Origin of the sequence: Sphingomonas hankookensis (genome assembly GCF_001619955.1) — a bacterium.
GTDB lineage: Bacteria > Pseudomonadota > Alphaproteobacteria > Sphingomonadales > Sphingomonadaceae > Sphingomonas > Sphingomonas hankookensis_A.
Genome location: NZ_LQQO01000017.1, coordinates 24,443 through 38,260, shown reverse-complemented (window position 1 = coordinate 38,260; position 13,818 = coordinate 24,443). Strand labels below are relative to the sequence as shown.

At 67.3% G+C, this 13,818-nt stretch carries 10 protein-coding genes; 6 read left to right on the top strand and 4 right to left on the bottom strand.

The genetic code is table 11. The features are described 5' to 3' along the window. Positions 1-103: 103 nt before the first annotated feature. A complete protein-coding gene (locus AVT10_RS10015) occupies positions 104-2,914 on the bottom strand; it encodes a TonB-dependent receptor (RefSeq protein ID WP_066690498.1) in 2,811 nt (936 codons plus the stop codon). Positions 2,915-3,128: 214 nt separating this feature from the next. Here AVT10_RS10015 and AVT10_RS10010 point away from each other — a divergent pair, with 214 nt between their 5' ends. After that, positions 3,129-3,884, top strand: a complete 756-nt coding sequence (locus AVT10_RS10010) for a DeoR/GlpR family DNA-binding transcription regulator (RefSeq protein ID WP_066690496.1) — start codon at positions 3,129-3,131, stop codon at positions 3,882-3,884. Beyond that, positions 3,881-4,693, top strand: coding sequence for an endonuclease/exonuclease/phosphatase family protein (locus tag AVT10_RS10005; RefSeq protein WP_198158547.1), 813 nt, complete (start codon positions 3,881-3,883; stop codon positions 4,691-4,693). The genes AVT10_RS10010 and AVT10_RS10005 overlap by 4 nt, the downstream gene beginning before the upstream one ends. A gap of 62 nt (positions 4,694-4,755) precedes the next feature. On the opposite strand, the gene AVT10_RS10000 is transcribed toward AVT10_RS10005, so the two are convergent. From AVT10_RS10000 to glmU, 3 genes are all read right to left on the bottom strand, one after another. Further along, positions 4,756-6,024, bottom strand: coding sequence for a PQQ-dependent sugar dehydrogenase (locus AVT10_RS10000; protein ID WP_066690489.1), 1,269 nt, complete (start codon positions 6,022-6,024; stop codon positions 4,756-4,758). A gap of 270 nt (positions 6,025-6,294) precedes the next feature. Further along, positions 6,295-8,118, bottom strand: coding sequence for a glutamine--fructose-6-phosphate transaminase (isomerizing) (glmS, locus tag AVT10_RS09995; protein ID WP_066690486.1), 1,824 nt, complete (start codon positions 8,116-8,118; stop codon positions 6,295-6,297). A 30-nt stretch (positions 8,119-8,148) separates the two neighbouring features. Then, positions 8,149-9,507 (bottom strand): bifunctional UDP-N-acetylglucosamine diphosphorylase/glucosamine-1-phosphate N-acetyltransferase GlmU, encoded by a 1,359-nt coding sequence (glmU, locus tag AVT10_RS09990; protein ID WP_066690484.1) that lies wholly within the window; start codon positions 9,505-9,507, stop codon positions 8,149-8,151. 63 nt (positions 9,508-9,570) lie between these two features. On the opposite strand from glmU, the gene AVT10_RS09985 reads away from it, so the two are divergent. The 4 genes from AVT10_RS09985 (at position 9,571) to wecC (ending at position 13,645) form a co-directional block, all read left to right on the top strand. Further along, positions 9,571-10,245: an HAD-IA family hydrolase gene (locus tag AVT10_RS09985; RefSeq protein WP_066690502.1), complete on the top strand. Its 675-nt coding sequence runs from the start codon at positions 9,571-9,573 to the stop codon at positions 10,243-10,245. Between the two features lie 25 nt (positions 10,246-10,270). Further along, entirely contained in the window at positions 10,271-11,056 is a 786-nt protein-coding gene (locus AVT10_RS09980; RefSeq protein ID WP_066690480.1) for an SDR family NAD(P)-dependent oxidoreductase, read from the top strand. A gap of 230 nt (positions 11,057-11,286) precedes the next feature. Beyond that, positions 11,287-12,399, top strand: coding sequence for a non-hydrolyzing UDP-N-acetylglucosamine 2-epimerase (gene wecB, locus AVT10_RS09975; protein WP_206432979.1), 1,113 nt, complete (start codon positions 11,287-11,289; stop codon positions 12,397-12,399). After that, positions 12,392-13,645 carry a UDP-N-acetyl-D-mannosamine dehydrogenase gene (wecC, locus tag AVT10_RS09970; protein WP_066690467.1) on the top strand — a complete coding sequence of 418 codons (1,254 nt, stop codon included), beginning with the start codon at positions 12,392-12,394 and terminating at the stop codon, positions 13,643-13,645. Before wecB ends, wecC begins: the two co-directional genes overlap by 8 nt. The last annotated feature ends 173 nt before the right edge of the window (positions 13,646-13,818 follow it).

Genomic DNA, 13,818 nt, shown 5'->3' with positions numbered 1-13,818 from the left:
GAAGAAGAAGCGGGACCCCGGGTCAAGCCCGGGGTGACGTCAGGGGTAGGCGTCACGACGCGGCATACGGACGCGGGCGGCGACGCTGACGCCGCCCACCCCCTCACATCTTCATCGTCAGGCTGAACTGGAACACCCGGCCGGTCTTCAGATAGCCGCCGTTGCGGTCGTTGGAGATATATTTCTCCGTCTTCCCCACGGTCGCCCAATAGGTGTGCTGGTCGAGCAGGTTGCGCGCCGACACGCCGATTTCGAGATTGTCGGTGACTTCGTACGCGGCACCGAAGTTCAGCTCGCCGACCGGCTGGACATAGATGTCCGGCTGGCTGTCCTGCACCGCCGCCAGGAACTTGCCGGTATAGTTGTACCACAGGTTCGTGCGGAACCCGCCGCCGGCATAGAAGACCTCCGCATTATAGATCAGGTCCGGTGCCTGCGGCAGCGTGCTGGTGCGGGTGGTGCGCACGCCGTTCAGCGGGATGACGTAGTTCGCCTCGGTCTTCTGGTAGGTGATGTTGCCGCCCACGCCGAAATTGCCGAGGAACGCGCTGTCGACCATGTCGCCGACGGTGAAGCGGCCCGATGCCTCGACGCCCTTCGCCGTGCCGCCGCCGCCGTTGATCGGGCGGGTATAGGTGATGCCGTCGATCGTCTCGCCCGCGGTCCGGGTCGCGGTGGTGACGACGAAGTTCGACAGGTCTTTGTAATAGGCGGCAAGCTGGACGTAGCGGCCGACGCCCATCTGGACATCGACGCCCGCGTCATAGCTCCATGCCTGCACCGGCTTCAGGTCCGGGTTGGGCTGGCTGATCGCGGTGATCGCGTTGCCCCGTGCCGCGTCGCGGGTGATCCGGGTCGGGCCGGCCAGCAGGTCGAACGCCGGGCGGGCATAGCTCGAACGGGCCGAGGCGCGGACGGTCAGGTTGCCGTTCGGCTTCCACGCCGCCAGCACGCTCGGGTCGACATGGTCGTAATCGCGACCGGCATTGACGAAGCGCGCGCCGTCGCTGTCGCTCAGATAATAGCGCGCGGTGAAGCTGTTATCCTCGTACCGGATGCCCGGCATCACTTCGAGATTGCCGAAGGTCAGCGTGGCGGTGCCGTACAGCGCCTTGCGCCGTTCGCTGCCGTCGAGCAGCCCCTGGTTGATCGTCGCCTGCGCGATGACCATCGGATCGACGAACCCGCGCACCTGCGCATCGAGCTGCGCCCGCGACAGCACCTTGAGCGGGCGTGCCGGATAATAATCGAGGAAGTCCTTCAGGACATAGCCCAGATACTGGTTGATCGACGGCCCCTGCACCGTGCCGTTCTGCAGCGGCGTGAGGAAGCGATAGCGGGTATTGTCGGGGGCAAGGCTGCGGCCGTCGCGGTCCGCGTCCTCATACAGTCCGCCGACCTCGACCGACAGGAAGTCGTCGTTGGTCCAGCCGATGCTGCCCTTCAGCGTCTTCTTGGTTTCGCTGAGATAGTCATAGCCGCGCTGGACATAGAGCTGGGTCGGACGGTCGAGCGAGGAGACGAAGGCGGTCGCCCCGGCCGACAGCACCGGGCGCGGCGATTTCGGGTTGGACAGGTCGACGACGACGCCTTCGGTCGCGGCACCGGTGTTGGTCGCAGTGCCGTTATAGGCGATGCCGCGGAACGCCGCCTCGATCCGGGTCGGCTGGTCGAAGCGGCCATCGGCATAGGCGCCTTCCAGCGCGGCGGTGAAGCCATTCCAATGCGCCTTCGCGCCCAGCTGGGCCGAGAACAGTTCCTGTTCGATATCCTCGGTACGGAAATAGCTGGCCGGGTTCACGCCCTGCGGGGTGTAGACGCCCGCCGCGTTATAGGCGCGGGTGGTGCTGCCGTCGCGGCGCGTGCGCAGCGGATTGCCGCTCGACTGGCCGCTGGTCGTCTCGTTGCGCAGACCCGTCTGGTTCATCGTGTTGGTGTTGAGATATGTGGCGTAGTTTACGCGGGCGAACAGGTCGATCGCGTCGCTGCGGAAATCGAACGCGCCGGTCGCGCCGTACCGCTTGATCTTGTTGTTGTAGAAATTCCACTGCACGCCGTTGCCCGACAGCGCGTTGGGATTGTCGCGCGCGGTGCCGACGTCGAACTGCGTCGTCTGGTAATCGCTCTGCACCGCGGTCGATTCGGCCGCGTTGCCGCGCTCTTCATAATAGCCCGCGAGGTACCCGCCGAACTGGTGGTCGCTGCCGAAGCGGCGCGCGGCGTCGAGGCCGATCGCCCCGCCGAACGCTTCCTGTTCGCGGTCGAGCGCGAGGCCGGCGACCTGCCCCAGCACGCGGGCGCGGGTGAAGCTCTGGTTGAAGTCGAACGCGGTCGGAGTGCGCAGGTCGACGATGCCGGCGATGCTGTCGGCATCCTTGGCGGCGCCCGGCGTCTTGTCGGTGACGATGCCGCCGATCGCGAAGGGTGAGAAGAGGTTGAGCGAGATCGCGCGGTTGTTGCCCGAGGTCTGCGGCAGGCGCAGGCCGTCGAGGGTATAGGCGTTGTAGCTGGTGTCGAAACCGCGGATCGTCACGAACTGCGCTTCGCCGGTCGCGCTCTGGTTGCGGCCCTGGTCGCGGCTGACCGAAACGCCGGGCAGCATCTTGGCGAGGTCGGCGATGCTGGTCTGCGAATGGATCGCCACGTCGCCGGTAGTAACGATGTCGATCGTGGCGATCGCCTGCTGTTCCTCGTTCAGCGCGGTGCGCTGCCGACGGCCGTTGACGACGATGTCGTCGGTCAGCGATTCGCTGGCGGTCTGCTGCGGTTCTTCCGTCGCGGGCAGCGCGGTCGCGTCCTGCGCAAGGGCGGCGGCGGGCAGCAGCGCGCCCAGCGTCAGCGCGGCGATGCCGCTGGACAGGACGAGCGCATGGGCGCGCCGCCGGCGTGCCGGCAGCGTCGGGATCGACGACATGGATATTCCCCCTGGGACGTGTTCTGGATGATGCGGGGTTGTTCCCCGTTGGCCCGCGCCCCTAGGCGGCTGCTGTGTATATTTTATGACACTTGCCGTTCATATCCATGAATCCGCCAATATGAGCGATCCAGTTCACAAAATTTGATGGAATCCTGTTGATATCCGCATGGATCGCTTGTCTCGCGACCTGTCGGCGATATGGTGTGCGCCCATGATGAAGCGCCGCGACCGCCGCCAGGAGATCCTCGACCTGCTCGCGCAGGGGGAGCCACTGGGCATTCACATGCTGGCCGATACGCTGACCGTGTCGGACGAGACGGTGCGCCGCGAGCTGCGGCTGCTGGAGGCGGACGGGCTGGTCGAGCGCATCCATGGCGGCGCGCGGCTGGCGAAATCGGTCGAGGAAGGGCCGTTCGAGGCGCGGCTGCATCGCAATGCCGGCGCGAAGCAGCGCATCGCCGCCGCCGTCGCACAGACGGTGGCCGATGGCGACTCGCTCTATCTCGATGCCAGTTCGACCGCCTTCCATGTCGCGCAGGCTTTGAAGGGGAAGCGCGACCTGACCATCGTCACCAACGCGCTGGGCGTCGCGGCGGAATTGGGCGGGCGCTATGGCAACCGGCTGTATCTCGCCGGGGGCGAGCTGGACGAACGCTATCGCGCATTTTTCGACGCTACTGCACGGGCCTATCTGGCACAGTTCCGGCCGGCCATGGCGATCGTGTCGACCGAATCGGTCGATGTCGCGGCCGGCTTCACCGATTATCACATCGGCGAGGGCGAAGTGTGCCGCCAGATGATTGCCCAGTCGCGGCGGGTGACGATGGCGGTCGACGCATCGAAATTCGACCGGGCGAGCGTGGTCGCGGTGGCGTCGTTCGCGGAGGTCGACCGAATCGTCTCCGATCGGGAGATGGACGACGCCTATGCCGGGGTGAGTGCCGGCGTCGAATGGATCGTCGCATGATCCGCTGGCTGGCGCTGGCGCTGGCGATCGTCGTCCTGCCTGCCGATGCGCGCGACCTGCGCGTGATGAGCTTCAACGTGCGCTATCCCAACCCGGACGACGGCGCGAACCGGTGGGAGGCGCGCGCACCGATCCTGATCGACACGATCCGTAGCGCAGATCCGGACGTGATCGGCACGCAGGAATTGTACCGGCGACAGGGCGACGCGATCGTCGCTGCCCTGCCGCACTGGCGCTGGTTCGGGCGCGACCGGCATGGGGGCCATGCCGACGAGCATATGGGCATCCTCTATCGCACCGACCGGCTGCGGCTGGTGCGGCACGGCGATTTCTGGCTGTCCGCGACCCCCGACCGGGTGGGGAGTGCGAGCTGGGGCATCGATCTGCCGCGCATGGTCAGTTGGGGCGAGTTCCGGCGGGCGGACGGCCAACGCTTTGTGCTGTTCGACACCCATTTCCCGCATCGCGACGTCGATGCGGTGGCGCGGACGAGGGCGGCAGAGGTGCTGCTCGGCCGGATGCGGGGCATCGCCGGGCGGTTGCCGGTGGTGGTGACCGGCGACCTGAACGCGCAGCCCGACAGCGCGGCCTATCGGGTGTTCACCGGCGCGCTGACCGATGCGTGGCAGCAGGCGCCGAAGCGGTCCGGGCCGGTGCTGACGTTCCACGACTTCACCGGCACGCCGGACCGGCGGATCGATTATGTGTTCGTGCGCGGGTTGCGGCCGGTATCGGCGCGGGTAGCGACCGACCATCGCGGCCCGCGCTACCCGTCCGACCATTTCCCGGTGGTGGTGGATCTGCACTGAGCGGCGGACATGTGCCCTGCCCAAATTGTCACCCCGGACTTGATCCGGGGTGACGGGCGGGGTCACCCCCGCCGCCGCACCAGCCACACCGTATCGCCGGCATCGTCGACCACGAAGATCGCGCCGTCGGCCCGCGTCTGGATGCTGACCGGGCGGCCATAGACGGTGCCCTTCTTCGCATCCGCCACGAATCCGGTCAGGAACGGCTGCGGATCGCCGGTCGGGCGACCCTCGGCAAAGGGCACGGCGAGCACGTCATAGCCGCTGAAGCTCGACCGGTTCCACGATCCGTGCCGCGCGACGAACGCGGTCGGCGCGCCCTGCTTGGCAAAGGCGATGCCGAGCGCCGCCGCATGCGCGCCGACCGCGACGTCGGGCAGCAGCGTGGTGGCGAGCAGTTCGCGCTTCTCGTTGGCGTGGCGCGGGTCCTGCTTGCCGAAATAGCTGTACGGCCAGCCGTAGAAACCGCCTTCGCGCACCCCGACCAGATAGTCGGGGGCGATGTCGTCGCCGATCTCGTCGCGCTCGTTGACCGCAGTCCACAGGGTGTTGGTGCCCGGCACGAAGTCCATGCCGACCGGATTGCGCAGCCCCGACGCATAGGTCCGCTCGCGTCCCGTAGTCAGGTCGATGGCGAGGATCGCGGCGCGGCGCTTTTCCTCGTCCATACCATATTCGCCGACATTCGACGCCGACCCGACCGACACGAACAGCGTACGCCCGTCGGGGCTGAGCAGCAGGTTGCGGGTCCAGTGGTTGTTATAGCCACCGGCGGGCACGGTCGCATGGGTACGCGGCGCTGCGGTGATGCTGGTCTGGCCCGGCTGATAGGGGAAGCTGACCACCGCATCGGTATTGGCGACATACAGCCGGCCATTGGCGTACTGCATCCCGAACGGCTGGTTCAGATTCTCGCGCAGCACGAAGCGCTGTTCGGCGATCCCGTCGCGGTTCGCGTCGCGCAGCAGCGTGATGCGGTTGGCGCTGTAGCCGGTGGTCTTCGACAGCGCCTGTCCGCGCGCGACCTCCGGATCGGCGTCGAGCTTGGGCAGGGTGCGCGCTTCGGACACCAGCATGTCGCCATTGGGCAGCAGCAGCGCCTGGCGCGGATAGTCGAGCCCGCCGGCGAACTTCACGACCTCCCAGCCCCGCGGCGCGGTGGGAGCGCGGCCTTCGGGCCAGCCGATGGTGACCGGATGGTTGACCACCGATTCGGTCGCATAGGGCGGCGCGGTTTCGGTGTAGCCGGGTATCGATTTCTGCGGCGCCTGCGCGAAGGCGGCGGTCGAGAACAGGGCGAGCGTCGTCGCGCCCAGCGTGCGAAGGTTCATTGCGAGTCCCCATGTTGCCATGGGGGCGTGAACCGGGCGCGCGCCGCGCGGGTCCGTCAGCAATGAAATGATACGGGTTGGGTACGCGGAGGGTCGTTCCCGGTACGGGGAGGATACAGCTCCTCCCCATCATCTATGGGGAGGGGGACCAGCCGTCAGGCTGGTGGAGGGGCAATGGCGCGCACGCTGACGTGGCGCCTGGGGCGGCACCCCTCCACCATCCGCTGCGCGGACGGTCCCCCTCCCCGCGGTGCGGGGAGGATCTTTTCGCTATTCCACCGTCACGCTCTTCGCCAGGTTACGCGGTTGGTCGACGTCCGTCCCCTTGGCCACCGCGACATGGTACGCCAGCAGCTGCACCGGCACCGCATAGACGATCGGCGCGATCAGCGGGTGGACCTTGGGCATGGTGATCGTCGCCACCGCGCCGTCGCCCGCCGCCTGGATACCGTCATAGTCGGAGATCAGCACGACCTTGCCGCCGCGCGCCTGCACTTCCTGCATGTTGCTGACGGTCTTGTCGAACAGCGGGCCCGACGGTGCGATGACGATGACCGGCACGGACTCGTCGATCAGCGCGATCGGACCATGCTTCATCTCGCCGGCGGCATAGCCCTCGGCATGGATATAGCTGATTTCCTTGAGCTTCAGCGCCCCTTCCAGCGCCAGCGGATAATCGGTGCCGCGCCCCAGATACAGCACGTCGCGCGCGGCGGCGATGACGCCGGCCATGCCCTCGATCGCCTCGTCATAGGCGAGCGCACCGTTGATCGACGCGGGCGCTTCGGCAAGGTGGCGGACGATGCTGCGTTCCTCGGCCTCGCTCAAGCGCCCCTTCGCCTTGGCGAGGTTCGCTGCGAGTGCTGCCAGGACCGCGAGCTGGCAGGTGAACGCCTTGGTCGAGGCGACGCCGATTTCCGGCCCGGCATGGGTCGGCAGCAGCAGGTCGGCCTCGCGCGCCATGGTGCTGGTCGGCACGTTGACGACGACGGCGATGGTCTGGCCCTCGCTCTTGGCGTGGCGAAGTGCTGCCAGCGTGTCGGCGGTCTCGCCCGACTGGCTGATGAACAGGGCCAGACCGCCCTCCTCCATCACCGGCGCGCGGTAGCGGAACTCGCTGGCGACATCCAAGTCGACCGGCACGCGCGCGAATTGTTCGAACCAGTATTTGGCGACCATGCCGGCATAGAAGCTGGTGCCGCACGCGACGATGGTGACGCGCTTGATGCCCGACAGGTCGAATTCGGGGATCGGCAGCGACACGCGCCCTTCGAAGCGCTGGAGATAGCCGCGCAGCGTCTGGGCGACGACGATCGGCTGTTCGTAGATCTCCTTCTGCATGAAGTGGCGGTGATTGCCCTTGTCGATCAGCGCGCCGGTGACGCCCGACAGCGTGACCGGGCGATCGACCGGGTTGTTGTCGCGGTCGAAGATGTCGGTGCCGTCGCGGCGGCAGACGACCCAGTCGCCCTCCTCCAGATAGGCGATGCGCTGCGTCAGCGGGGCGAGCGCCAGCGCGTCGGAGCCGAGATAGACTTCGCCCTCGCCATAGCCGACGACCAATGGCGAGCCGAGCCGCGCGCCGATCAGCAGGTCGTCATGCTGGCGGAACAGGATCGCGAGCGCGAAGGCACCGTGCAGGCGCGGCAGGATCGCCTTCACCGCGTCCTGTGGCGACAGGCCGGCCTCGACCTGTTCGCTGACCAGATGGGCGACGACCTCGGTATCGGTCTCGCTGGTGAACACCCGGCCGCGCGCGGTCAGTTCCTCGCGCAGCGGCTTGAAATTCTCGATGATGCCGTTGTGGACGACCGCAACTTCGTCTGTCGCGTGCGGATGGGCGTTGTCGGTGGTCGGGCCACCATGCGTCGCCCAGCGGGTGTGGGCGATGCCGATATTGCCGGGCAGCGGATGCTCGGCCAGTTCGGCGGCAAGGTTCTTGAGCTTGCCCGACGCACGGCGACGCTCGATCGACTGCCCCTCGACCGTGGCGATGCCCGCCGAGTCATAGCCGCGATATTCGAGGCGCTTGAGCCCATCGAGCAAGCGGTCGGCGACGCTTTCGGTGCCGATGATGCCAACAATTCCACACATAGTCTTGTCTCCGGCGGGATGCCCGCTTGGTTATTTCTTGGCGGCTTTCAGGGCGGCCTGCTTGTGGCGGAACCGCTTGGCCCAGCCGGGATGGTCGGCGCGTTCGGCGCGGACCAGCGCCAGCGCGTCGGCCTCGACATCGCGAGTCACGACCGATCCGGCGGCGACCAGTGCGCCGTCGCCGATCCTGACCGGCGCGACCAGTGCGCTGTTCGATCCGATGAACGCGCCCTCGCCGATCTCGGTGCGGTATTTGAAGAAGCCGTCGTAATTGCAGGTGATCGTGCCTGCGCCGATATTGACGTTCGCGCCGACGCTGGCGTCGCCGAGATAGGTCAGGTGGTTGGCCTTGGCCCCTACCCCCAGCGTCGTGTTCTTCACCTCGACGAAATTGCCGACGCGGCTGCCCTCGCCCAGCACCGCGCCGGGGCGCAGACGCGCATAGGGGCCGACATCGGCCTTCGACGCGACGGTCGCGCCCTCCAGATGGCTGAAGGCGTGGATCGTGACGTTATCGGCAATGGTCACGCCGGGGCCGAACACGACATTGGGTTCGACCGTCACGTCGCGGCCGAGCTGCGTATCGTGCGCGAAGAACACGGTTTCGGGCGCGATCAGCGTCACGCCATCAGCCATGGCACGGGCGCGGCGCTTGGCCTGCCACGCACCTTCGACCGCCGCCAGTTCGGCGCGGCTGTTGATGCCGGCCACTTCGTCCGCTGCCGTCTCGATCACCACCGCGCCGCGTCCGTCGGCGATGGCGAGCATGACGATGTCGGGGAGGTAATATTCGCCCGCCGCATTGTCGTTGCCGACCCGTTCGAGCAGCGCCCACAGGTCGGCCGAGCGCACCGCGGTCACGCCGCTGTTGCACAGATTGACCGCGCGCTCTTCTGCCGAGGCGTCCTTATATTCGACCATCTTGGCGATGTTGCCGGCATCATCGGCGATGATCCGGCCATAAGCGGCGGCATCGGCTGGGCGGAAGCCGAGCACCGCCACCGCCGGCCGGTCGGCTTCGTCCAGCCGTGCGGTCAGCCGCGCGACGGTATCCGCCGACAGCAACGGGGTATCGCCGAAACAGACCAGCACGATGCCGTCGTGGTCGGCGAGCGTTTCCTTCGCCTGCAATGCGGCATGCGCGGTGCCCAGCTGTTCGCGCTGCCACGCGATCTCGACACCTCGGCCGGTGACCGCCTTCTCGACCTGTTCGCCGACCGCACCGACGATCACCACCCGGCGGGTGACGTTCGCGGCGGACAGGCTGTCCAGCAGATGGAACAGCATCGGCTGCCCGGCGAGCGGGTGCAGCACCTTGTGCTTCGTCGACTTCATGCGGGTGCCCTGCCCGGCGGCGAGGATCACGGCAGCGATGGGTTGTGCGCTCATGGGGGCCGTCTGTGGCACACGACCCTTGCCAATTCCATATCGCGCGCGCCAATGCCGATGATGATGACAACAATTTCATTCGATATCGTCGGCTTCGACCTCGACGGGACCTTTATCGATACCAGCGGCGACCTGACCGATGCGGTGAATCATGCTTTGGCCGATGCCGGGCGGCCGCTACTGACGCGCGAACAGGTCATTCCGATGATCGGCGGCGGGGCCAGGCACATGCTGCGGCAGGGGATGGAAGCGACCGGCGGCTGCGACGAGGCGGAACTGAACCGGCTCCACCGGCTACTGCTCGATTATTACGAAGCGAACATCGCCGTCCATTCGCGACCCTTTCCGGGCGCGATGGCGGCGCTCGACCAGTTGGATACTGATGGGGTCAAGGTCGCGATCGTCACCAACAAGCTGGAGGGGCTGGCGCTGCGGTTGCTGGACGAGCTCGACCTCACCCGCCGCTTCGGCTGCGTCATCGGTGGCGATACGCTGGGGCCGGGCAAGTCCAAGCCCAACCGCGCGCCGATCGACGCGATGATCGAACGCTGCGGCGGCGGGCGCGCCGCGTTCGTCGGCGATTCGCATTTCGATATCGATGCGGCCAGGAATGCCGAGATTCCCAGCATCGCCTGCTCGTTCGGTTTCATGATGCAGCCGGTCGCCGAGCTGGGGGCGGATGCGGTGATCGATCATTTCGACGAACTGATCCCGACGCTCGCGCGTTTGGCCCCCTGACCCCTTCCCCTTTCGAGGAACTGCCATGACCCGCCCCGTCGCTCTCATCACCGGCGCATCGTCCGGTATCGGCCTCAGCTTCGCGCATCACCTCGCGCGCACCGGCCACGACCTCGTCATCGTCGCACGGCGCGAGGACCGGCTGCGCGACCTCGCCGAACAGCTGTCGACCGAACACGGCATCGATATCGAGGTGATCGCCGCCGACCTCGCCGACCCCGACGACCTCGACGTGGTCGAGGAACGGCTGGAGGCGGGCGAGCCGATCGCGCTGTTCGTCAACAATGCCGGCTTCGCCGCGATGGGCAAGGTCGGCGAGGGCGACCGCGACGACATGACCGACATGCTGCTGCTCAACGTCGTCGCGTTCAGCCGGCTGGCCGATGCGGCGATGGCCGGCATGAAGCGCTCGGGCCGGGGCACGATCATCAATGTCGGGTCGGGCACGCTGTTCACCAAGATGCCGGCCTATGCCGGCTATGGCGCCACCAAGGCCTATGTCGCCTATTACACCCGCACGATGCAGGCGGAGGCGAAGGACGGCAACATTCGCATCCAGCTGCTGATCCCCGGCGTCACCGCGACCGATTTCCACCATGTCGCGGGCAAGAGCATCGACGATTTCCCGCCCGAGCGGGTGATGGAGCCGGACGATCTGGTCGTCGCCTCGCTGCGCGGGCTGGAGCTGGGCGAGGCGGTGTGCATCCCGTCGCTGCCGGATGTGGCGGATTGGGAAGCGCTGGAAGCGGCCGAAGCGAAGATCGCGCCCAATGCGTCGCGGAACAAGGTGGCGGACAGGTATCACGCCTGAAGCTCCTCCCCGCTCAGCGGGGAGGGGAACCATGCGCAGCATGGTAGAGGGGGGTCTCGACGCAACGCAACCGTGCCGAATGCGGACACTCCCCTCCACCATTCGCTGCGCGGACGGTCCCCCCCGGTGCCGGGGAGGAGCTTGAGCGCCACCAATTATTAAGCTCCCGCCGCTAGTTCGGCCATGGTAGCGGCCAATTCCGGTCGCGGGGGTTGCGGATGTTCAAGCGGGTGCAGCGAATCCTGGTCGTGTTCGGTACGCGGCCCGAGGCGATCAAGCTGTTCCCGCTGATCCATGCCCTTCGTGCCCATCCCGGCTTCGACACCCGCGTCGTCGTCACCGCGCAGCATCGCGAGATGCTGGACCAGGTGATGGAGTTCGCCGGGATCACCCCGGACATCGACCTGAACATCATGACCGCCGGCCAGTCATTGGACGGCCTGACCGCGCGGCTGCTCGATGCGCTGGGCCCGGTGTTCGATGCCGAACAGCCCGACCGGGTCATCGTGCAGGGTGACACCGCGACGGCGATGGTCGCCGCGCTCGCCGCTTATTACCGCAAGGTGCCCGTAGCCCATGTCGAGGCGGGTCTGCGCAGCCACGACGTCTATCATCCCTGGCCCGAAGAGGTGAACCGCAAGATCGTCGGCAGCATCGCCGACCTGCATTTCGCCCCGACGCAGACCGCCGCCGACGCGCTGCTGGCCGAGAATGTGCCGGCCGAGCGCGTCCTCGTGACCGGCAACACCGTGATCGACGCGCTGCACATGGCGCGGACACGCCTCGCCGCCGAACCGGCGCGGACGCAGGCGCTCGACGAACTGGCCGAGCGGTTCGCCGGCACGCGCGTCGTGCTGGTGACGACGCATCGCCGCGAGAATTTCGGCGGCGGCATGGAGAATATCGCCCGCGCCATCGCCCGCATCGCCGCGCGCGAAGATGTCGGCGTGATCTTCCCGGTCCATCCCAATCCGCAGGTTCGTAGCGTGATGGACGCGATCCTCGGGCACAATCCGCGCGTCGCGATGATCGCGCCGCAGGATTATCCGCATTTCGTCCGGCTGCTCGACCTGTGCCATCTGGTCCTGACCGATTCGGGCGGGGTGCAGGAGGAAGCGCCGGGCCTCGGCAAACCGGTGCTGGTGATGCGCGAGACGACCGAGCGCCCCGAGGGCGTGATGGCCGGCACCGCGAAGCTGATCGGATCGGACGAGGACCGCATCGTCGCCGAAGTGGCGACCCTGCTCGACGACCCCGCCGCCTATGCCGCGATGGCCAAGGCGCACAACCCCTTCGGAGACGGCCATGCGTCCGCCCGCATCGTGGAGACCCTCTATGCTTGAACAGCGGATCGCCGCCGCCGACACCTATGACGTGTGCGTCGTTGGCCTCGGCTATATCGGCCTGCCGACCGCCGCCGTCGTCGCCCGGTCGGGCGCGCGGGTCATCGGCATCGATGTCAGCCAGCATGTCGTCGACACCGTGGCGCGCGGTGACATCCATATCGAGGAGGCCGATCTCGACACGCTGGTGCGCGACGTCGTGCTGCTCGGCCGCCTGACCACCGCGACGACCCCGGCGCCGTCCGACATCTTCGTCATCGCCGTGCCGACGCCGTTCGGGCCGGGCCATGTGCCCGACCTCAGCTATGTCCTGAACGCCACCCGCGCGATCGCGCCGGTATTGCGCAAGGGCAATACGGTTATCCTCGAATCGACGTCGCCGGTCGGGACCACCGAACAGATCCGCGACCTGCTGGCCGAACTGCGGCCCGACCTGGCGATGCCTGGGCTGTCGGATACGCCCGACATTGCGGTCGCCTATTGCCCCGAACGGGTGCTGCCGGGGCGGATCATCCTCGAACTCGTGTCGAACGAACGCTCGATCGGCGGGATCACCCCGGCCTGTGCGGAAGCGGCGTGCGGCTTCTATCGCCGGTTCGTGGAGGGTGCCTGCACCGTCACCACCGCGCGGACGGCGGAAATGGTCAAGCTGGTGGAGAATACCAGCCGCGACGTCGCCATCGCCTTCGCCAACGAACTGTCGATCGTGTGCGACAAGATGGACCTCAACGTCTGGGACGTGATCGAGCTGGCCAACCGCCATCCGCGCGTCAACATCCTGAAGCCGGGTCCGGGCGTCGGCGGGCACTGCATCGCGGTCGACCCCTGGTTCATCGTCGATGCCGCCCCCGAACAGACCCCGCTGATCCGCACCGCGCGCGAGGTGAATGACGGCAAGGTCGACCATGTCGTCGCCCGCGCCGCCGCGATGCTCGACGCCGCTCCGCACGCCCGCGCCTCGCTGCTGGGCCTGGCGTTCAAGGCGGATATCGACGACCTGCGCGAAAGCCCGGCGGTGAAGGTCGCGGCCGAACTTATCGCGCGTTATGGCGACCGGATCGATCTGGTCGAACCGTTCGTGACCACCCTGCCCCGATCGCTCGTCGGCGGGCGGCTGGTGTCGCTGGAGGCGGGGCTGGCGAACGACATTCTGGTCGTGCTGGTCGACCATAGCGTGTTCAAGGCGGTGCCGGTCGAGGCGCGCGAGGGCAAGCAGGTGTACGATACGCGGGGGATGTGGCGGTAGGCGGAAGAGGATTCGGTTTCACGCGGAGGCGCGGAGGCGCGGAGGCGCGGAGGCGCGGAGAAGGAGATGAAGAGAGTTTTCGCGCAGAGGCGCCGAGGACGCTGAGATGTTGGGGAGCAGGCCATCTCGGCCTGTCTGGCGCAGCCTGGTTCCTGCCGGCGGCCGATGATGGA